The sequence below is a fragment of the Streptomyces sp. CB02058 genome (genome assembly GCF_001905505.1).
GTDB lineage: Bacteria > Actinomycetota > Actinomycetes > Streptomycetales > Streptomycetaceae > Streptomyces.
On sequence record NZ_LIPG01000004.1, the window covers coordinates 120,016 to 138,543 of the forward strand.

At 70.2% G+C, this 18,528-nt stretch carries 19 protein-coding genes; 14 read left to right on the plus strand and 5 right to left on the minus strand.

Annotated elements, in window-relative coordinates; genetic code table 11:
• Positions 1 to 23: 23 nt before the first annotated feature.
• Entirely contained in the window at positions 24 to 473 is a 450-nt protein-coding gene (locus tag AMK10_RS38130) for a hypothetical protein (protein ID WP_241839678.1), read from the plus strand.
• Between the two features lie 131 nt (positions 474 to 604).
• Here AMK10_RS38130 and AMK10_RS21160 read toward each other — a convergent pair whose 3' ends face one another.
• Both AMK10_RS21160 and rsgA read right to left on the minus strand, forming a co-directional pair.
• A complete protein-coding gene (locus AMK10_RS21160) occupies positions 605 to 1,351 on the minus strand; it encodes an SAM-dependent methyltransferase (protein ID WP_073749469.1) in 747 nt (248 codons plus the stop codon).
• A gap of 17 nt (positions 1,352 to 1,368) precedes the next feature.
• Positions 1,369 to 2,484 carry a ribosome small subunit-dependent GTPase A gene (gene rsgA / locus AMK10_RS21165; RefSeq protein ID WP_073749470.1) on the minus strand — a complete coding sequence of 372 codons (1,116 nt, stop codon included), beginning with the start codon at positions 2,482 to 2,484 and terminating at the stop codon, positions 1,369 to 1,371.
• A 787-nt stretch (positions 2,485 to 3,271) separates the two neighbouring features.
• On the opposite strand from rsgA, the gene AMK10_RS21170 reads away from it, so the two are divergent.
• From AMK10_RS21170 to AMK10_RS21230, 13 genes are all read left to right on the plus strand, one after another.
• Complete coding sequence (locus AMK10_RS21170) at positions 3,272 to 3,652, plus strand: RNHCP domain-containing protein (protein WP_073749471.1); 381 nt, start codon at positions 3,272 to 3,274, stop codon at positions 3,650 to 3,652.
• Between the two features lie 19 nt (positions 3,653 to 3,671).
• Positions 3,672 to 4,103 (plus strand): RNHCP domain-containing protein, encoded by a 432-nt coding sequence (locus tag AMK10_RS21175; protein ID WP_073749472.1) that lies wholly within the window; start codon positions 3,672 to 3,674, stop codon positions 4,101 to 4,103.
• Positions 4,104 to 4,320: 217 nt separating this feature from the next.
• On the plus strand, positions 4,321 to 5,286 hold the full coding sequence (locus AMK10_RS21180; RefSeq protein WP_073749473.1) for an ABC transporter ATP-binding protein: 966 nt from the start codon (positions 4,321 to 4,323) through the stop codon (positions 5,284 to 5,286).
• Positions 5,283 to 6,098 carry an ABC transporter permease gene (locus AMK10_RS21185; RefSeq protein ID WP_073749474.1) on the plus strand — a complete coding sequence of 272 codons (816 nt, stop codon included), beginning with the start codon at positions 5,283 to 5,285 and terminating at the stop codon, positions 6,096 to 6,098. Before AMK10_RS21180 ends, AMK10_RS21185 begins: the two co-directional genes overlap by 4 nt.
• A 5-nt stretch (positions 6,099 to 6,103) precedes the next feature.
• Positions 6,104 to 6,691, plus strand: a complete 588-nt coding sequence (locus tag AMK10_RS21190) for a TetR/AcrR family transcriptional regulator (protein ID WP_073749475.1) — start codon at positions 6,104 to 6,106, stop codon at positions 6,689 to 6,691.
• A 327-nt stretch (positions 6,692 to 7,018) separates the two neighbouring features.
• Positions 7,019 to 7,759, plus strand: a complete 741-nt coding sequence (locus AMK10_RS21195) for a DUF1684 domain-containing protein (RefSeq protein WP_073749476.1) — start codon at positions 7,019 to 7,021, stop codon at positions 7,757 to 7,759.
• Positions 7,760 to 7,797: 38 nt separating this feature from the next.
• Complete coding sequence (locus tag AMK10_RS21200) at positions 7,798 to 9,315, plus strand: ABC transporter substrate-binding protein (RefSeq protein ID WP_073749477.1); 1,518 nt, start codon at positions 7,798 to 7,800, stop codon at positions 9,313 to 9,315.
• The gene (locus AMK10_RS21205; protein ID WP_073749478.1) at positions 9,315 to 10,280 is read left to right on the plus strand and encodes an ABC transporter permease; all 966 of its coding nucleotides are present in this window, start codon (positions 9,315 to 9,317) and stop codon (positions 10,278 to 10,280) included. The genes AMK10_RS21200 and AMK10_RS21205 overlap by 1 nt, the downstream gene beginning before the upstream one ends.
• Positions 10,277 to 11,155 carry an ABC transporter permease gene (locus AMK10_RS21210; protein WP_073749479.1) on the plus strand — a complete coding sequence of 293 codons (879 nt, stop codon included), beginning with the start codon at positions 10,277 to 10,279 and terminating at the stop codon, positions 11,153 to 11,155. The genes AMK10_RS21205 and AMK10_RS21210 overlap by 4 nt, the downstream gene beginning before the upstream one ends.
• The gene (locus AMK10_RS21215; RefSeq protein WP_073749480.1) at positions 11,152 to 11,952 is read left to right on the plus strand and encodes an ATP-binding cassette domain-containing protein; all 801 of its coding nucleotides are present in this window, start codon (positions 11,152 to 11,154) and stop codon (positions 11,950 to 11,952) included. The genes AMK10_RS21210 and AMK10_RS21215 overlap by 4 nt, the downstream gene beginning before the upstream one ends.
• Positions 11,949 to 12,713, plus strand: a complete 765-nt coding sequence (locus tag AMK10_RS21220) for an ABC transporter ATP-binding protein (RefSeq protein WP_073749481.1) — start codon at positions 11,949 to 11,951, stop codon at positions 12,711 to 12,713. The genes AMK10_RS21215 and AMK10_RS21220 overlap by 4 nt, the downstream gene beginning before the upstream one ends.
• Positions 12,714 to 12,868: 155 nt before the next feature.
• Entirely contained in the window at positions 12,869 to 13,471 is a 603-nt protein-coding gene (locus AMK10_RS21225; RefSeq protein ID WP_073749482.1) for a dihydrofolate reductase family protein, read from the plus strand.
• Between the two features lie 193 nt (positions 13,472 to 13,664).
• Positions 13,665 to 14,111, plus strand: coding sequence for a hypothetical protein (locus tag AMK10_RS21230; RefSeq protein ID WP_073749483.1), 447 nt, complete (start codon positions 13,665 to 13,667; stop codon positions 14,109 to 14,111).
• A gap of 220 nt (positions 14,112 to 14,331) precedes the next feature.
• On the opposite strand, the gene AMK10_RS21235 is transcribed toward AMK10_RS21230, so the two are convergent.
• The 3 genes from AMK10_RS21235 to AMK10_RS21245 form a co-directional block, all read right to left on the minus strand.
• The gene (locus tag AMK10_RS21235) at positions 14,332 to 15,390 is read right to left on the minus strand and encodes a DUF2330 domain-containing protein (protein ID WP_241839621.1); all 1,059 of its coding nucleotides are present in this window, start codon (positions 15,388 to 15,390) and stop codon (positions 14,332 to 14,334) included.
• 287 nt (positions 15,391 to 15,677) lie between these two features.
• Positions 15,678 to 16,982 carry a BNR-4 repeat-containing protein gene (locus AMK10_RS21240; RefSeq protein WP_073749485.1) on the minus strand — a complete coding sequence of 435 codons (1,305 nt, stop codon included), beginning with the start codon at positions 16,980 to 16,982 and terminating at the stop codon, positions 15,678 to 15,680.
• A 190-nt stretch (positions 16,983 to 17,172) separates the two neighbouring features.
• Entirely contained in the window at positions 17,173 to 18,474 is a 1,302-nt protein-coding gene (locus AMK10_RS21245; protein ID WP_073749486.1) for a sugar ABC transporter substrate-binding protein, read from the minus strand.
• Positions 18,475 to 18,528 lie beyond the last annotated feature (54 nt).

Sequence of the window (18,528 nt, forward strand, 5' to 3'; positions counted from 1 at the left end):
TGACCGGCCGAGGGGCTGTCGCCATGGTCTGCGTCGCGGTCGCCGCGGTGGCCGCCGGCCTCCTGGTGCTCCTGCTGCCCTCGCAAACCAGGCCAGGCACCGGCACCGCGACACAGGGCGCCCAGGGGCCGAACCAAGGGGCCGGCGGGAACAGCCATGTGGGCGTGCTGGTCCACAACGTCGAGAAGGCCTGCCAAACTCCCCGTACGCCGTTCTGCGCACTCTCCCTGACCCACAGCCCTTACCGCCCCTACAACACCGCCAACTCCGCGGGTCGCGTCTGGCACCACGACCTGCTCCAGGCGACCTGCACGGTGGCCAACGGCATCACCGTCACCGACGAGAACCACAAACACACCAGCATCTGGATCCGGATCACGCACCACAAGGAGCAGCTCTGGCTCCCCGGAATCCGCGTCCACCCCGACCACCTGACCCAGCTCACCACCGTTCTGCCGACGTGCGGCTCGTAAGCCCTCCGCACGAGACGCCTCACCGGAGCCGGAGGCTCCTCCGACTCCCCCGTCGCAGGAGCGCCACGGTGACGACGCGTCCCGTGAGGGCCCGGGCGGTGTGACGCCTGAGCCCTCACGGGACGGGGTTGTCAGCGCTTCATGAGGGCGAAGACACCCCAGCTGAGGTACTCACGCCCGTAGCGGGCGTAGTGGGCGGGCTCGGTGGTGAGTTCCTCCCGTACCTCGGGGGCGAGTTCGTCGTCCGGGTTCTCATCGAGCCAGCGGCGCATGCTCAGCCACTGGGCCGCGGCGTAGCGGTCCCAGCTGTCCTGGTCGGCCAGCATCATCTCCACGACGTCGTAACCGAGTTCCTGGAACTGCTCGATCAGAGCGGGAAGAAGCAGGAAGTCGGCGACGGAACTGGCGTGGCATGCCTTGGCGGTCTCCTCGTCCGGAGGTGTCCGCCGCCAGAACGGCTCACCGATCAGCATCATGCCTCCGGGCCGCAGGCTGCGCTGGAGCAGTTCGGTTGTTCCCGCGACGCCGTTGCCGATCCAGGTGGCGCCGACACAGGCGGCCAGATCGACCGGCTGGTCGGCGACATGACCGGCGGCGTCACCGTGGACGAACTCGACCCGGTCGGCGACGCCGAGTGCGGCGGCGCGGGCCCGGGCCTGCTCGGTGAAGAGCGTGCTGATGTCGACGCCGGTGCCCGTGAAGCCCAGGTCGCGGGCCCAGGTGCAGAGCATCTCGCCCGAGCCGCTGGCCAGGTCGAGCACCCGTGTCCCGGCCGGGAGGCGGAGCGATTCCCCCAGGGTGGCGAACTTCTCCGCGGTCAGCGGGTTGTGGATGCGGTGGTTGCTCTCGCGGATGGTGAAGATGCGGGGAAGGTCCATGACCGTATTCCTTTCCGTCATGCCTTGAAGTTCGGGGACTGCTTGAGGGCGCGCACCTGGCGCGAGATCTGCTTCATCGGCCGTTCCAGCTCGGCGCGCAACCGCGCGTCGGTGCGGGAGGCGGCGTAGGTGTTCTCGCGCTGCAGCCGGTGGTAACTGTCCAGACGCCGCCGGGTGAGGTGGCCGTCCTCGACGGCCGCCAGCACGGCGCAGCCCGGTTCGGCGGTGTGGGCGCAGTCCGCGAAACGGCAGTCCCGTGCCAGTTCGGTGATTTCGGCGAAGGTCTGCTCCAGTCCCTCGTCGGCATCGTGAAGGCCCACGCCGCGCAGGCCCGGGGTGTCCAGGAGGACCCCGCCGTGGGGCAGCGGCACCAGTTCGCGCCAGGCGGTGGTGTGCCGGCCCTTGCCGTCGCTGCCGCGCACCGCGCCGGTGGCCAGGATGTCCTCGCCCAGCAGGCGGTTGCCGAGGGTGGACTTGCCGGCGCCCGAGGGCCCGAGCAGGACGACCGTGCCCGAGAGGACCGCGGTCAGGACGTCCAGGCCCTCGCCGGTGGTGGCGCTGGTGACCAGGACCTCCACCCCCGGGGCCGCCTCGGCCACTTCGGCCGCCGCCGAGACGGGGTCGGCGGACCGGTCGGCCTTGGTGAGCACCACCACAGGTGTGGCACCGCTCTCCCATGCCAGGGCGAGCATCCGCTCGATCCGCCCCAACTTGAGCGGGTCGGCGAGGGAGACGGCCACCGCCACGGTGTCGACGTTCGCGGCCAGTACCTGGGGGTGCGAGGTGCGTGAGGAAGAGGAGCGGACCACGGCGCTCCGCCGCTCCAGCACCTCCACCACGGAGGCCGAGGCAGCCGGGCCGGCCGGCCGGACGGCCGCCCAGTCGCCGGTGCACGGCGTCAGCCCGTCACCGGCGTTCGACGAGGGGAGGACCATCGCACGAACGGAGCCGGTCTCGGCGACGACGTCGCACAGACCGCGCTCGGCCCGCACCACACGGCCCGGGACCAGTCCATCGGCCCGTGACGGGGCGAAGGAGCGCTCACGTTCCGTGTCCCAGCCGTAGTCGGCCAGAGTCAGGACACGCGAAGGGTGGGAGAGAGCAGATGGGTGTGAAGTGTTTTGGTGAAACATGAAGAGACCCTTGAGAGGGGGTCTCGCCGGACGGCAGACATGCCGGAATCACTCCCGCGGAGGGGAGGCTGGCATGGGAAAGGTCAGGACGAGACCCGGGAGATGCAAACGAGTCGGGCACCGCGAACTGCGGTGGTCACCACGACCGTCATCGCGCATCTCCTCCGATCTCCATGAGTGGCACGGTCGCCACTGCGGAAAAACCATAGCATCGTCCCGAACGTCTGCGCCGGTCGGGCGAGCGGGCAATGTCTCATGAGCCTCGTCGCGGCCTTCTCGAACCTCGCCCGTGCCGGGGCGGGGCAGACTTTCTCGTCCGCGGACGCCGGCCGGCCAGGCGACTCGACGCAGACGCCGAAGACCCGGGGCGGGCGTCGTCGGCCCGGATTCCACGTCGAGTCCGCTCGGCCGGCTCCTGCCGTCATGCGGTCGCCTTCGCTGTTCACGGGCGCGGGCACGCCCGAAAATCCGTTGACGCCCGCTCATCGGCCCTTGCTAACGTTCGGGCGTTCCGTCGTACCACCCGGCCCTGCCGCGCCCCGAAGAGGAGTGAGTTCTGTGCCCCGGCCGATGCCGCGCGCGCCTCGCTGCACCGTTCCAGCCATCACGCCCTCCTGCCCCGTCCCGCCCGGACGGTTACCGGGCGAGGCTGTCCGGTGCTCTGACCTGCCCACACACCCGTAGTCCTCGCACACACGCTGCGGTGTACCGGGGGGGCGCGTCATCATCGAGGCCGCTCGGCCAGCTCTTGCTGTCATGACCGACTTCTCAGCAAGGAGCCCTCCGGGTGTCCAGTTCCGACAAGAATTTCTCCAGCACTCCGAACACAACCCTGGCCGGCACTTTCACCTGCGCGTGGTGCGGCCTGACGGTGTCCGCCGTCGCCGGCGACGGCACGCGGCGCAACCACTGCCCGTCGTGCCTGCACTCCCAGCACGTTCTCGACCACGCCGAAGGCGGCACGAGCCGATGCCGGGGCAGGATGTCGCCGATCTCCGTCGCGGTGCTGCGCACCGCCGACTGGATGGTCATCCATCGTTGCGTGCGCTGCGACGAGCTGACCTCCAACCCCGTCTGCGCCGACGACAACCAGCTCGTCCTGATGCGTATGGCCGTCCGGCCGCTGGCGCAACCACCTTTCCCGCTCGAAGCGTTCGGCAACCTGTAAGCCGGGAGGAGAAGAACCCATGCCGAGACGAGCGAACAACTCCGGTGCGCGTACGCACACATCACGGCGTCCACAGCGGCCCAAGGACGTCCTGCACCAGCAGGGAGGGCACCGGCGGCACGATTTCCGGTGCGTGGGCTGCAGACTCGACGTGTCCCTGGACGCGCCCGGCACCTCCCACCGCAATCACTGCCCGAACTGCCTGGCAAGCCTGCACGTCGACCGCCGGATCCCCGGCGACCGGGCGGCCACCTGCCGTGGGCGGATGGAAGCCCTGAGCGTGTCCGTGCGGCCCGACGGCGAGTGGATGATCATCCACCAGTGCCGGTCCTGCGGTGAGCTCAGCGCCAACCGGATCGCCGGCGACGACAACGCACTGGCCCTGATGCGCCTCGCGCTGAAACCGCTGCGGGACACCGGCCTCGCCCACCGCACGCTGCTCCAGTTGTGACCTGAGCCGCAGCCGGTGCCGTCGTACCGCCGGAAGCGGGGCGAGCGCCGCTCGTTCCGTGCGGCGTTTCGAACTGCGCTCTCGCCGGTGTGACGGCAAGGGCACCTGAGGGGTGGAGCGCGCTCGCTCGTGCGCTCCCCCCTCTCCCACCGGTCGACCGGAGCCCCAGGTGAGGCCCCACTTGAAAACCTACCTATCGATAGGTAGGTTTTGGCGCATGAGAAACACCGCCACCCCAGCCATCCGCACCGTCGGGCTCGGCCGGGACTTCGACGATCGCGCCGCGGTCCACCGGCTCGATCTGGAGGTGCACCCCGGAGAGGTCTACGGGCTGCTCGGACCCAATGGTTCAGGCAAGAGCACCACCGTCCGTATGCTCACCACGATGCTGCGCCCCTCCCGGGGCACCGCCCAGGTCTCCGGGGCCGACATCACCCGGGACCCCGCGACGGTCCGCCGCCGCACGGGGGTCGTCCTCCAGGGCACCGCCCTCGACCCCCTCATGTCCGCACGCGAACTGCTGCGCCTGCAAGGGCGGCTCCAGTCGCTCTCCGCCCGGCAGGCCCGTGCACGGTGCGTCGAGCTCCTCACCGCTTTCGATGCTCAGGAGTTCGCGGACACCCCGGTCGGCAAGCTCAGCGGGGGCCAGCGCCGCCGGGTCGATCTCGCCGTGGCCCTGGTTCAGCGCCCGGACGTCCTCTTCCTGGACGAACCCACCACAGGGCTCGACCCGGCCAGCCGCCGGAGCCTGTGGGACGAGATCCGCGCCCTGTCCGCCGAGCACGGCGTGACCGTCCTGCTGACCACCCAGTACCTGGAAGAGGCCGACCAGCTCTGCGACCGCGTCGGCATTCTCCGCGCAGGGCGGCTCATCACCTCCGCGGCCCCGCGCGCCCTCAAGGAGGAGATCGGCGACCGCGTCCTGACCCTTCGCTTCCACGACGCCTCCGCCGCCGGCCGGGCCAGGGAGCTCCTCACCGGCAAGGGCGAACAGCTCCATACGGCAGGAGCCGCCCCCCACACGGTGAGCATCCGGCTCACCCGCCCCGGAGCCGACGGCGAGACGCTGCTCACCCTGGCCTCCGCCGGCCTGCACGCCGAATCCCTTACCGTCGACGAACCCAGCCTGGAGGACGCCTTCCTCCGCCTGGCCCTCACCCCGGAAGGCGCCACCGCCCCATGAGCACGATCACCGTCGCAGCCCCCGCGGGCCCTGCCGCCGCACCGAAACCATGGGCGGCGCTGGGGCCCTTGACCGCCCGATCCCTCAGGTCCTGCCTCCGTACGCCTGCCCTGCTCCTCTCGCCCTTGCTCACGAGCGCGTTCTTCATGATCATTTACGAAGGGCAGCTGTCCTCGGTCACAGCCGCGTCGACCCCCGGTGGCCGCTACATCGACGTGGTTCTGCCGCTGTGCCTGCTCACCACCGCCTTCACCGGCGGCGCCACCGCGGGACAGCTGCTGGTGAGCGACATCGGCTCGCGCTATCACGCACGGATCTGGCTCACCCCGGTCAGCCGGTGGGCCCTCGTCACCGCTCCCGTCCTCGCGGGGGCCGTCGTCCTGACCGCGCAGGCCGCCGCACTCACCGGACTCGGCCTGCTGCTCGGCCTGAACCCCGTCGCCGGCGCCTTCGCCCTCCTGGCGCTCATCGGCGCGACCGTCCTGCTGGGTACGGGATTCCTGCTGCTGGCCGCCGCGGTCGGCCTCCACACCGGCAACAGCTCGGCAGTCGGCTCCGTGACCCTGGTCTTCTTCCCGCTCTCCTTCTTCACGGCCACCTTCGTCCCGCGCGACCAGCTCGGCGGCTGGATGGCCCACGCGGCCGACATCAACCCGCTCACCCCGCCGCTGGAAGCCATGCGCAGCCTGCTCACCGCACCCTGGAACGAGCAGAACCTGATGCCGGGCGCCCTCATAGCTCTCGCGATCCTGGTGGTGGGCGCCGCGGCGGCCCACCTCGCCCTGACCCGCCGTACCCGTACAGGAGTCTGACCACCATGCCCCGCCAGACCGATACCCGCACCCGCGCCCGCGACGAATTCGCCCGGCGACTCGCCGACTACGGCTACCTCGGCGTCTCCCTCGACGACATCGCCAAAGCCGTGGACGTGAAGAAGGCCAGCCTCTACCACCACTTCCCCGGCGGGAAGCCCGCCCTGTTCATGGAGGTCGCCGACCATTACACCGAGGAGGCCGCCGCCCTTCTCCAAGGCGCCCTCGCCACACCCGGAACCCTGCGCGACAAGCTCCTCGCCCTCGCCGCCTCGTACGCGGAGGGCACCTACAACTCCGCGCTCAGCAACCAGATCTACTACGCGACCCGCCACCTCGATGACGACCGGCGCACCAAGGTCTCCCACGCGTACGTGTGCGGACTCATCCAGCCCGTCACCGACCTCATGGCCCGGGCGGTGACCACGGGTGAACTACGAGAAGCCGATCCGGGGTTCCTCGCCACCGCGTTCATGGAGCTCGCGGCCACCGTCCGGCCTCCGCAGGACGGCGGCACCCCGGCCGCAGCCGAACGCCTGGCCCAGGACGTAGTCGACCTCTTCCTCCGAGGAGCCGGCCCGGACACCCCCTGACCCGAATCCTCAGCCCTCGCCCATCAGGCGCCCGGCCAGGGCCGCCCCCGGCCGGCCGCCCGACCGACGAGGGCGGCTGCGGCCCAGAGCTGATCGCCTCCCCGTGGCACCGCCGGGGCGCTGGCTCCACCGCGACCGGCGAACTCATCCGCCCGGCAGCCGCAGCCGGTCGGCGACGTGGCGCCTGCCGTCGAAATATGAGAAGCCAGTCTCACAATGTGGCGCAGCCGGTTGACATTAGATGCACTTATGGTCAATAAAGGTGATGCTTTGGCCAATTATTCACACCCTGTTGCAGAGGGATGTGAGGGCTGCCCGCCTAGACGAATGAGTACTTCCGTGTCCCAGCCCGCCCCCGACAGCGCATCCATCGACCCCGCGGAGGCATGGGACGCCTGGCGCGCCGAGCGCCACCGCTCGCTCACGTCCCCGACCGGCAATCTCGCCCTGGTCGAAACCCGCTGGTCTCCGACGGGCGAGGTCCCGGACGTGGCGCACGCGCGCACGGGTCTGCCGGACACCGTGACCGTCACCACACTCCAGCGCACCGACCGGGTCAGCGGCGAGGACGAGCACGGTCTGCGGTTCTGGGACGCCGACGCACCCGCCATCCGTCACTTCGACCGGGTGGACACCTTCCCCTACGACCCCGCCTGGGTCCTGGAAGCCTCGTACGCCCCCGTGGCCGACGGCCGCCGCATCGCCTTCGAACACATCCGGGACAACGGCGGCAGCCGCGACCTGGTCGTCCCGGGTGACATCACGCTCACCGTCGACAGCCGGGCGTACACGCTCAGCGCCTTCGACGACGACGGCACCCTGCTGCTCGTCTTCGGCGACCCGACCAACGGTGACCTCACCTACGGGGCCGGCCGCTTCCTCTTCGTACGGCGCACGGACGACGAGAGCCGGGTCGTCCTCGACTTCAACCAGGCCTTCGTGCCGCCCTGCGGATTCTCCGATCAGTACAACTGTCCGATGCCGCCGCGGCAGAACCGCTTCCACCTGCCCGTCGGGGCCGGCGAGAAGCTCCCCGTCTTCCGCGACGGCTTCGACGCCCAGCACTGATCGCTCCGCAGCTCCCCCGCACCGAAAGAGCCTCACCCATGAGCACCAAGAAGAACGTCCTGTACGGCACCGCCTCCGCCGCCGCTCTCGCCCTGACCCTGACCGCCTGCGGCGGCTCCGGCGGCACCAGCGCCTCCGGCGGCACCTGGGACAAGGACGCGGTCGTCAACATCGGCTCCCTCTACGAGCCGCAGAACCTCGACAACACCGCGGGCGGCGGACAGGGCGTCACCGAGGCCCTCAACGGCAACGTCTACGAGGGCCTGTTCAGACTCACCGACGACGGCAAGGTCGAGAAGCTCCTCGCCCAGGACTACGAAACCAGCACCGACGGCCTCACGTACACCTTCACCCTGCGCGACGGCGTGAAGTTCCACAGCGGCAAGGAACTCACCAGCCAGGACGTCAAGTACAGCCTGGAGAAGGTGCTCGCGGACGACTCCCAGTCCGCCCGCAAGAGCAATCTCGAAGTCGTCGAGGGCATCACCACGCCGGACGCGCGGACCGTGAAGATCACGCTGTCCAAGAAGTCGATCTCCTTCGTCTACAACCTCTCCTACGTCTGGATCATCAACTCCCAGGCGAAGGAACTGAAGACGGCCGAGGACGGCACCGGCCCGTACACCCTGAACAAGTGGACCCGCGGTTCCGCGCTGAGCCTGAACCGCTTCGCCGGTTACTGGGGCAACGCCGCCGCCAGCAAGCAGGTGGTCTTCCACTACTACAAGGACGCCTCTGCGCTGAACAACGCTCTGCTCACGAACGCCGTCGACGTGGTGACGAGCGAGCAGTCGCCGGACGCCCTGGAACAGTTCAAGAGCAACGGCAACTACACGGTGAACGACGGCGACTCCACCACCAAGCTGCTGCTGGCGTTCAACGACAAGGCCAAGCCCTTCACCGACGTCAAGGTGCGCCAGGCCGTGTCCGCCGCCATTGACGACAAGAAGCTCCTGGAGTCCGTCTGGGGCGGTTACGGCAAGCAGATCGGCTCGATGGTCCCGCCCACCGACCCCTGGTACGAGGACCTCACCGACGTCGACGCCCACGACGTGACGAAGGCCAAGAAGCTGCTCGCCGAAGCCGGTTACGCCAAGGGCTTCAGCTTCACCCTCGACACCCCCAACTACGACCCGCACCCGACGGCGGCGACCTTCATCAAGTCCCAGCTCGCCAAGGTCGGCATCACGGTCGAGATCAACACGATCACGCCGGACGAGTGGTACACGAAGGTCTACAAGAACCACGACTTCACGGCCACCCTCCAGGAGCACGTCAACGACCGCGACCTGGTCTGGTACGGCAACCCCGACTTCTACTGGGGCTACGACAACCCGCAGGTCACCAAGTGGGTGGAGCAGGCCGAGGAAGCCTCCAGCACCGCCGAGCAGACCGAGCTGCTGAAGAAGGTCAACCGGCAGACCGCCGAGGACGCGGCGAGCGACTGGCTGTACCTGTACCCGCAGATCGTCGTCGCGAACAACAAGCTGTCCGGCTACCCCCTCAACGGCCTGAACTCGCAGTTCTTCGCCTACGACATCAAGAAGAAGGGCTGATGGCGCGCTATCTGGTGCGCCGGCTGGCCTTCCTCGCGGTGTCGCTGGCGCTGGCGAGCGTGGTGCTGTTCGTGCTGCTGCGCATGCTGCCCGGCGACCCGGCCAACGCGCTCACCGCGGTGGGCGCGAGCCCCGAGCAGATAGCCGCGGCCCGCCACTCCATCGGCTCCGACCGCCCGCTGCCCGAACAGTTCACCCACTGGCTCGGGCAGCTGGCGAGCGGGGACCTCGGCACCTCATTCGTCAGCTCACTGCCGGTGGGGCCCGAGGTCACCGCCCGGCTGGACGTCACCGTGCCGCTCACCCTGGCCGCGTTCGTCATCGCCGTGCTGATGGCCGTACCCGCGGGGTTCGTCGCCGCCCACAAGAGGCACACCTGGTACGGCGCGCTGCTCAGCGGTGTGTCCCAGCTGGGCATCGCGATACCCGTGTTCTGGCTGGGCATGATCCTCATCGCGGTGTTCGCGCTGAACGCGGGCTGGCTGCCCTCCGGAGGGTTCCCGCAGGACGGCTGGTCCGACCCCGCCGAGGCGTTCCGCGCCCTCGTCCTGCCGGTCGTGACCATCGCCCTCGTGATGAGCGCGTCCCTGATCCGCTACGTCCGCTCCGCCACCCTGGACGTCCTCGGCAGCGACTACCTGAGGACCTCACGCGCCCTCGGCTCCTCCTTCGGCCGCGCCATGTGGCGCCACGGCCTGCGCAACGGTGCCGTGCCGGTGATCTCCGTCCTCGGCATCGAACTCGCCTCGACGCTGCTCGGCGCCGTCGTCGTGGAGTCGGTGTACGCGCTGCCGGGCCTCGGCTCGATGCTCGCCACGGGCATCGCGCAGCACGACTACCCGGTCATCCAGGGCGTGCTGTTCGTATCCACCCTCGCGGTGCTGGTGATCGGCTTCGTGGCCGACCTGGTCCAGCGGATCATCGATCCGCGGCTGCGCGGCCGACTCTCGGGAGGTGCCCGATGACCGGCACGGACCTGCTCGCCTCCACGAAGCCGGCCGTCGAGCCCTCCACGAAGCGGCGCTCACGGCGCTCGGCCACTCTCGCCGTCGGGTGCGTACTGGCCGGCGTGATCGCCCTGCTGGCCGTGGTGTCGTTCTTCTGGCTGCCCTACGACGCCGAGGACACCTCCGGCGGACGGCTCGCCGGGCCCGGCGGCGGTCACCTGCTCGGCACCGACAAGCTCGGGCGCGACCTGTTCACCCAGGTGATGACCGGTTCGCGCATCGCCGTCGAGGCAGGGCTCGGCTCGGTGACCATCGCAGCCGCCATCGGGGTCACCCTGGGCGTGCTCGCGGCGTTCGCACAGGGCTGGATCGACGACACGCTCTCGGCGTTCCTGGACATCCTCATCGCTTTCCCGACTCTGCTGCTGGCGATGCTCATCGTCGCCGCACGGTCGGCGACGCTCGGCTCGGCGGTCCTGGCGATCGGCCTGGCGCAGAGCGCGGTCGTGGCGCGGCTCGTGCGCATCCTGGTCAAGCGGGTCCTGGCCCAGGACTACATCACCGCCGCCCGTACCTCCGGCACCACCTGGCCGCGTACGGTCCTCTCCCACGTCCTGCCCAACATCTGGCCCACCCTGGTGGTCAACCTCGCGCTGCAGTTCGGCCTCGCCGTGCTCGCCGAGGCCGGGCTCTCCTACCTGGGACTCGGAGCGCCGCCGCCCAACGCGTCCTGGGGCCGCATGCTCCAGGAGGCACAGGCCACCTTCACCACGGCACCGGCTGGTGCGCTCGCGCCCGGCATCCTGCTCGTACTGCTCGTCATCGGTGTGAACCTCGTCGCCGACGGCCTGCGTGACACCCTCGACCCGGCCACCCGGCGGAGGCGCACGTGACTCTCCTCGACGTACGCGGACTGACCGTCCACTCCCCCGACGGGCGGACCCTGGTCGACGACCTCTCCTTCACGGTGGCCGGGGGTGAACGGCTCGGCCTCATCGGTGAGTCCGGATCCGGGAAGTCCCTGACCACGCTCGCCGTGCTCGGGCTGCTCCCCGACGGCATGACCTCGGCCGGCAGCGTGGAACTTGCCGGTACGCAGACCGTGGGCGCCTCCGAGAAGCGGCTCACCGCCGTACGAGGGCGGGACGCGGCCGTGGTCTTCCAGGAGCCGCTGACCGCACTGGACCCGCTGATGCGGCTGGGCCGCCAGATCGCGGAGCCGCTCGCCCGCCGCACAGGCTGGAAGGGCAGACAGCTGCGCGGGGCCGTGCACGACGCCCTCGAGCAGGTGAGGCTGCCCGAACCCGACCGCATCGCCCGCGCCTTCGCGCACGAGATCTCAGGCGGCCAGCGCCAGCGCGTCGCCCTCGCCATGGCCCTGGCCTGCGAGCCGAAGCTGCTCATCGCCGACGAGCCCACCACCGCCCTGGACGTGTCGGTGCAGGCGGAGATGCTGGAGCTGATCGACGGCCTGGTGCGGGAACGGGAGATGGCCGTGCTGTTCGTCAGCCACGACCTCGCCGTCGTGGCCAGGGTCACCGACCGGGTGCTGGTCATGAAGGACGGCCGGGCCGTCGAGCAGGGCACGGTCCACGACATCGTGCGCGAGCCGCGCGAGGAGTACACCAGGGCTCTGGTCGCCAGTGCCCGGAAGCTGGAGTCCGCCCTGGACATGAGGAGCCCGCGATGACACCGGTGCTGGAGCTGAAGGACGCCGCCGTGCGCTATCGGGGGGCCTCCGCCGACGTGGTGCGGGACGTCTCCCTCGCTGTCGAGGCGGGCGAGAGCCTCGCGCTGGTCGGCGAGTCCGGCGCGGGCAAGACCACACTGCTGCGCCTGCTGCTGGGCCTGGCCCGCCCGACAGCCGGCACGGTCCGGTTCGACGGGGCGGAACTCGATCCACGCGACCGCGCGCAGATGCGCCGCTTCCGGCGCAGCGTGCAGTGCGTCTTCCAGGACCCTTACTCCTCCCTCGACCCCAGCCGGAAGGTCGGGGCGATCGTCGCGGAACCGTTGCGCTCCCTCGGGCTCGCCACCCGCGCCACGGCGGCGCCCGAGGTGGCTGTCGCGCTGGAGCGCGTCGGCCTCCAGGCGGACGCCGTCGACCGATACCCGCACGAGTTCTCGGGCGGCCAGCGTCAGCGCATCGCCATCGCCCGGGCCACGGTCTGCGACCCGCGCGTCCTGCTGGCCGACGAACCGGTCAGCGCGCTGGACGTCACCACCCGGGTGAAGGTCGTCGACCTGCTGGCCGAACTGAAGGAGGAGCGGGGGCTGACACTGGTGATGGTCTCCCACGACCTGTCGGTCGTGGCCTCCTTGTGCGAGCGCACCGCCGTGCTGGAGCACGGCCGGGTCGTCGAGCAGGGGGCCACCTCGCAGGTGCTCGGTGATCCGGCGCACTCCTACACGCGCCGGCTGATCGAGAGCGTGCCGCGACTGCCCAGCTGACCGAGCGTTTCGGCCGGCCCCGGAGCGTTGTGCCCGACCCGGCTGAGGGCGATGGTCGGCCCGGGCTCTTTTCCTCGTCACTCCGCAGCCCGTCCGATGAGTTTTCTGTTCCCGGTCGGTCCAAACTCGTGACACGCCAGGAAAGGAGAGCCGCCATGTCGGAGCTTCTCGTCGACTTCATCACCTCCCTCGACGGCTGTGCGTCCGGAGAGGGATGGCCAGGGTTCTGGGGCCTCGAAGGCCCGGCGTACCTCGCATGGCTGGGTGAGCAGCCCAGAGCCACCTATCTGTTGGGGGCGAACACCTACCGTCTGATGTCGGGCTTCGCCGCAGGGGAGGTCCCGCAAGGCAACGACGAGTTCAGGCCCGAGGAAGAGGCGTCCGTCGACGAGCTCACGCAGACGCCCAAGGTGGTGTTCTCCTCCTCGCTCGAGGAGCCACTGACGTGGGCCAACTCCACGCTCGTCCGTGACGACGCCGTCGAGGCGGTCCGCGCCATGAAGTCGAGTGGCTCAGGACTCCTCAGCACGATCGGCAGCCTCAGCCTGTGCCGGTCCCTTCTGCGAGCCGGACTCGTCGACCGCTTCCGCGTCGTGATGTTCCCGGTGATCACCGGGGCCACGGGCGAAGAACGCATCTACGACGGATATCCGGACGTCGCACTCGAGATGATCGAGCATCGCACCTTCGACGGCCGCATCCAGCTGGTCGAGTACAGGCCCAAGGTGCTCGAGCACCCGCCGCTCGTCGCCGCGTGACCTCGCGTCGACCGCCGGTCCGGACAGCTGCCGGGCCGGCGCCGACGTGGGAGTGTTCGGGCCGGAGCATGCCCGGCACGAGGACGGGCCCCCGCGACACCGGCCCCCATGGCCGGCCGGCAGCACCCCGACGCGGCGGGTGATCGTCGTTTCCGGCTTGTAGCGCTGTGGCATTCGTTGGGACCATCTGCGCATGTTCGAGTTGCTCCCCGAGGTCGGTCTCCGACTCCCTGGCCGTGCCGGCACACTCCGCTTCGGCATGGACGAGCGCACCGCTCAGTGGGCCGTCGCCACCGTCGCGGACGTTCGCGATGGCTGGGTCTGTGGCGCACGCTGGGCCTTCAGCGCGCAGTACCGGGGCCTGACGCTCGACGCGTACGGCGACACCACGGACCGCCACGGCCGGCATGAGGACACCCCTGGCCTGGCCGGCATCGGTCTCACCCGTGCCCCCTTCCCACTCACCGGGCCGTCTGCCTGCCCCGTTGTCCTTCGCGGCATCGACCTCTTCGGCTACCCGACCAGCGAGGTTTCGGACGCCCTCGGTGACGACCTGCCGCCCACCCTCCGGCTCAGCGGCGACGGCCTCTACCTCACCGCCGTGTCGGTCCACCCCGGATCCGTACGTGTCGAGAGATGAGAGAACGGCGACCCGTCCCCCTCGATGAGCGTGTCCTGCGCCTCCAGCCGGATGTCGGGCTGGGCTGCGCGGAGACCCGGCCACGCCTGCGCCCAGGGCGCGATGCCCGTGGCGCGCATGTCGTACGCCGAGAGCGTGGCCCACGTGGGCCGCCGGCCCGGCGAGAACCTCCTCGGTCCTGCCCCGACTCGGCGTGGAACAGGCGTCCTCTCCTCCTGGTTCATGCGGCCGGACGTGCCCCGCGGCGCCGCCGCCGGACATGTGCCGCGACGGCCCACCCGACGACTGCGAGCAGCACGCCCGCCACCGTGAGGAACCAGACCGGGATTCCGCCGCTGACCGTGAGGATCCGGTCGTGGTAGACCACTTCCCGGTACGGGGTGTCGGAGGCCGCCGGCGTCAGCTCGTGGTCGCCGTCGATCCGGGACGGGAAGGGGAACGACTGGTCGATCGCGGTCAGATACACCGGCTCATCGCCGCCGATCAGCTCGGCGACCGCGCCCTCCGGCTCGACCGGGCCGGCGAAGGTCACCTCGGGCGCCTGCCCACCGATGCCGTCGCGCGGTTCCATGCGGTGGTCGGCGAGGACGTACAGGCCGAGCGACTGGGGGGTCCTGGCGAGACGGGAGAGCCGCATGGGATAGATCAGCCGCTCGCTGGCGAAGCTGATCCGCAGCGGATCGAGCTCGCCCCGGAGCGTCGTGCCGTCCGCGTCGGGGACGAGGCGCACCGCGACGTACTCCCACTTCTGCTCGACGTACGGCTGCAGTTCGGCCGCGAGCCCGTCGGACAACTCGAAGCCGTTCTTCTCCAGCCAGCCGCTGAGTGCCTTCGGATCGGTGGCGGTGAGCCGTGCCACGTCGAAGGGGCCGAGTCGCTCGCGGCCGACGACCCCGACCGCGCCGGCGCGGGGCGGTGCGGCTCCCGCGCCGTCCACGTCGCCGTCGGTGAACGGCCAGTCCTTACCGCGCGGCCAGAAGTAGTGGCGGTCCTTGTGTTCCGGACGGGTGAGCTGTTCGAGCTCGTCGAAGAGCTCCGCGTCGCCGAGCTCGACGTCGGCGCGGCCTGGTACGGGCATGATCCACGCGGCCCGCTCGGCGGTCCCGCGCACGGTGAAGCGCATGACGATCTGTTCCGTACGGCCGTCCCAGCGCACGGCGGAGCTTTCCCGGTCCACGCCGATGTGCTGGTTCCGGTCCGGGATCATGGCTCCGCAGCCGCAGGCGTACGCCGGTGCGATCAGTGAGCCGAGCTGCAGCACGAACAGCGCGAACAGCATGGCCAGAATTCTGTGTGTCCCCCGCATGCCCCCTCAGACGCGGAGCGCGAAGATCCGGTTCCGGCAGGTGGCACCTCGGGCAGACGCCGGTCGAGCGGGGCAACGCACCCGGCTCGCTCGACGGCGGGAAACACGGCGACAGTTCGCATGGGGTTGGAGCGTGGACGGTTCAGCACACCCCTGCGCTCGCGCTGAGCACGCAACCACAGCGCGAGCGCCTCCTGCTTTCGCCGCCCGCAGGACCGCGGCCTCACCTCCGTACGGACGGCGTCGCACGGCAGGACCCCTCAGCGCGTCGCGTAGTACAAGGCGTTGTGAGCGGTGTCCGGAAGGTAGAGCACATCACGGCCGTCGGAGTCCCGTCGCACCGCGAGCCGGTCGGCGCTCACGCCCGGCGCGGCCGACAGCGCGGTCCAGGTCCCGTCCGCCGACTGCGTCGCGGAGAAGACCCGGTCGGTGCCCGAGGTGGTCACGTAGTAGATGCGCTTGGCGTCCGTCTCGTCCCAGGTGATGCCGAGGGCGGCCGCGGTCTGTCCGCCGGCGTACACCGTCTTGCCGGTCCAGCCGCCGCCGCTCGGATAGGCGTAGTACACGCGGAAGTGACCACCGCTGTCCGCCGAGCGGTAGCGATAGGCGACCTTCGGGGTGGAGCCGTCGAGGGTGAGCTTGGCGCTCTGTACCGCGGGGCCGGTGTACGCGTTGTCGGCGCTCCACTCCTCGCCCGCGGTGAGGTCCTGGACGACGTCGGAGGTGGCGGGCGTGACCGGGGTGGTGACAGTCGTGTTCGTACTGTCCGCGAAGGCGCCGGTCGACGGATCGTAGGACAGGTACGAGAGCTGGTGACGGAACGCGGTCGCCGGCGCCTTCGCCCACTCGTAGAGGAGGTGCACGCGGCCGGAGGCGTCCACCGTGAGGTCGTCGGGGTACACGGAGCGGTACAGCGCACTCGCGAAGGTCGCCACGACGCTCCAGCGGGAGTTGGCGTTGTCCCAGCGGTACAGCTTGCCGGGGCGCTGGTCGTAGCCGGTACCGACACGGGCGGCCAGATACAGGTCGCCGTTGGGGGCGGTGGTGACGACCGGGTAGGTGATGCCCACACCCTGGTCGGGCAGTTCGGACGCGTGGTCGGTGACGTTCCCGCCGGGCGCCTCGGTGCGGAAGTAGCGCCAGGAGTCGGCGTGCATCGAGGTGAAGACGTGCAGGCGACCGCTGCCGTCACGGGCGATCGACGGCTGGTTGTGGCCGTTGTCGTCGGGGAACTCGGCCTGCTGCCCGTCGCTGTTCAGCAGCGGCAGCCGGCTCCAGACCCCGTCCGGGTCGCGCCGTGCGATGGCGGGCCGGTGCGTCGCTGCCGCCGAGCCCGGCTCGTTGAAGGCGAAGTAGGTGTACTGCCCACGGCCCTTGTACGTGGCGACCGGCGTCCACCAGGCGGCCTGGTTCGACGCGTCCATCGCGTACGGGACCTTCTCGATCACCGTCGCCGCGGCTGCGACGGTCTGCGCGGTGTCGGCCCCAGCGGCCGGTGCGGGCAGGAGGAGAGCGGCCAGGGCCGCGGCCGAGGCGGTGTAGATACGTACCGTGGGACGTCGCAAGATGAGCTCCTTCGCGGGTGCGGGTGCGGGCGTGGGAGATGACGCGGACGGCGGCGGCCCGGAGGCCGGCCGGCGCGGTCGTCGTGCGGGGTGGGGTACGGAGCGGAGCCCGGCGAGACGTGCGGCGCTCGCCGGGCCCGGACCGGGGAGAGCGTGCCGCGCTCGCCGGGCCCGGGCCACGGCGCTCGGCTCAGCGCTTGATGAGCGCGGCGGCCTCCTCGCCGGCCTGCTTCATCGCGTCCTTCGGCTTCGCCGTGCCGACCAGGACGGCCTGTACCTGCTTGGCGACGGCCTCCTCGATCTGGGCGTTCTGCGCGAACTGCCAGAACGGGCTGCCGGTCGCGGTCTTCGTGATCTTCTCGGTCCACTCCGTGGTGAAGGTGTCCTTGGCGACCTCGGGAGCGGCCAGACCCGCGGTGGTGGACGGCGGCAGTGCGCGCGCGGCGAAGTACTCGGAGGTGGTGGCCTGGTCGGTGGTGGTGTGCAGCGCGAACTCGGTCGCCGCGTCCTGCCCCTTGCCCTGCACGATCGCGATCACACCGCCCCACAGCAGCGCCTGCGGTGTGTCCCCGGCCTTGAGCACCGGACGCTCCATCGGCTGCATGGCGTCGGCCAGCGTCTTGTCCTTCGACTGGGCGGAGGTCACGCCCTTGCCGATGATCGCGTCGTCGTAGAAGGCGGCCTTGCCCTGCCCGAACAGGGCGCGGGCGTCGAAGCGGTCCACGTCGGCGGCGATCAGTTTCTCGTCGTGCAGCTTCTTGTACCAGGTGACCGCGTCGACCGAGGCGTCGTCGCCTATCGTGACCTTCCCGCCGTCGAGCAGCTTGCAGCCGAAGGTCTGCATCCACGGGAAGATGTCCTTGAGCTGCGCGACCTTGGTGGCGGCGGCGTACGGCACGACCCCTCCGCCGAGCCCCTTCAGCTCGCGCAGCGCCGCCTCGAACTCCTCGACGGTGGTGGGGTGCTTCTTGATCCCGGCCTTCTCCAGGAGCTTGGAGTTGGCGATCACACCGATCGATCCGGTGTTCCACGGCAGGCCGTACTGCTTGCCGTCGTACACACCGCTCTTCAGCGCCACGTCCGTGTAGCCGCCCTTGCCGGCCACCGATCCGAGGTCGACCAGCTTGCCCATCTGCGCCATCGCGGCGAGCCAGGCGATGTCGAGGTGCACCGCGCCCGTCGTCTCCCCGCCGCCCAGCTTGAGGGTGAGCTGGCTCAGGTACTCGTTGTACGGGTACGAGACCGCGCGGATCTTCGACTTCTCGGCCTTCTCCCACGCCGCGATGATCTTCTCGATCGAGGGCTTGGCAGCCTCCTCGTTGAGCGACCAGGAGGTGAAGTCGAAGTTCTTGGACTTCGGGTCGCCGCCGTTGGACGGGGAGCCGGCGCCGGACGGCGCACAGGCGCCGAGCACACCGGCGCCCGCCACACCGAGCGCGCCGATACCGAACATGCGCAGCGCGCCGCGCCGGCTGATGCCAGAGGTGGTCATGATCTCTCCATGGGAGTGTGCGGGAGGGGAGGTACGTGTGGGGGCGCGGGCCGA

Bases quoted from the DNA above. Each gene is read 5' to 3' on its own strand.
- AMK10_RS38130 (WP_241839678.1), top strand. From the start codon at position 24: ATGGTCTGCGTCGCGGTCGCCGCGGTGGCCGCCGGCCTCCTGGTGCTC.
- AMK10_RS21160 (WP_073749469.1), bottom strand. From the start codon at position 1,351: ATGGACCTTCCCCGCATCTTCACCATCCGCGAGAGCAACCACCGCATC.
- rsgA (WP_073749470.1), bottom strand. From the start codon at position 2,484: ATGTTTCACCAAAACACTTCACACCCATCTGCTCTCTCCCACCCTTCG.
- AMK10_RS21175 (WP_073749472.1), top strand. From the start codon at position 3,672: ATGCCGAGACGAGCGAACAACTCCGGTGCGCGTACGCACACATCACGG.
- AMK10_RS21180 (WP_073749473.1), top strand. From the start codon at position 4,321: ATGAGAAACACCGCCACCCCAGCCATCCGCACCGTCGGGCTCGGCCGG.
- AMK10_RS21185 (WP_073749474.1), top strand. From the start codon at position 5,283: ATGAGCACGATCACCGTCGCAGCCCCCGCGGGCCCTGCCGCCGCACCG.
- AMK10_RS21190 (WP_073749475.1), top strand. From the start codon at position 6,104: ATGCCCCGCCAGACCGATACCCGCACCCGCGCCCGCGACGAATTCGCC.
- AMK10_RS21195 (WP_073749476.1), top strand. From the start codon at position 7,019: ATGAGTACTTCCGTGTCCCAGCCCGCCCCCGACAGCGCATCCATCGAC.
- AMK10_RS21200 (WP_073749477.1), top strand. From the start codon at position 7,798: ATGAGCACCAAGAAGAACGTCCTGTACGGCACCGCCTCCGCCGCCGCT.
- AMK10_RS21205 (WP_073749478.1), top strand. From the start codon at position 9,315: ATGGCGCGCTATCTGGTGCGCCGGCTGGCCTTCCTCGCGGTGTCGCTG.
- AMK10_RS21210 (WP_073749479.1), top strand. From the start codon at position 10,277: ATGACCGGCACGGACCTGCTCGCCTCCACGAAGCCGGCCGTCGAGCCC.
- AMK10_RS21220 (WP_073749481.1), top strand. From the start codon at position 11,949: ATGACACCGGTGCTGGAGCTGAAGGACGCCGCCGTGCGCTATCGGGGG.
- AMK10_RS21225 (WP_073749482.1), top strand. From the start codon at position 12,869: ATGTCGGAGCTTCTCGTCGACTTCATCACCTCCCTCGACGGCTGTGCG.
- AMK10_RS21230 (WP_073749483.1), top strand. From the start codon at position 13,665: ATGTTCGAGTTGCTCCCCGAGGTCGGTCTCCGACTCCCTGGCCGTGCC.
- AMK10_RS21235 (WP_241839621.1), bottom strand. From the start codon at position 15,390: ATGCTGTTCGCGCTGTTCGTGCTGCAGCTCGGCTCACTGATCGCACCG.
- AMK10_RS21245 (WP_073749486.1), bottom strand. From the start codon at position 18,474: ATGACCACCTCTGGCATCAGCCGGCGCGGCGCGCTGCGCATGTTCGGT.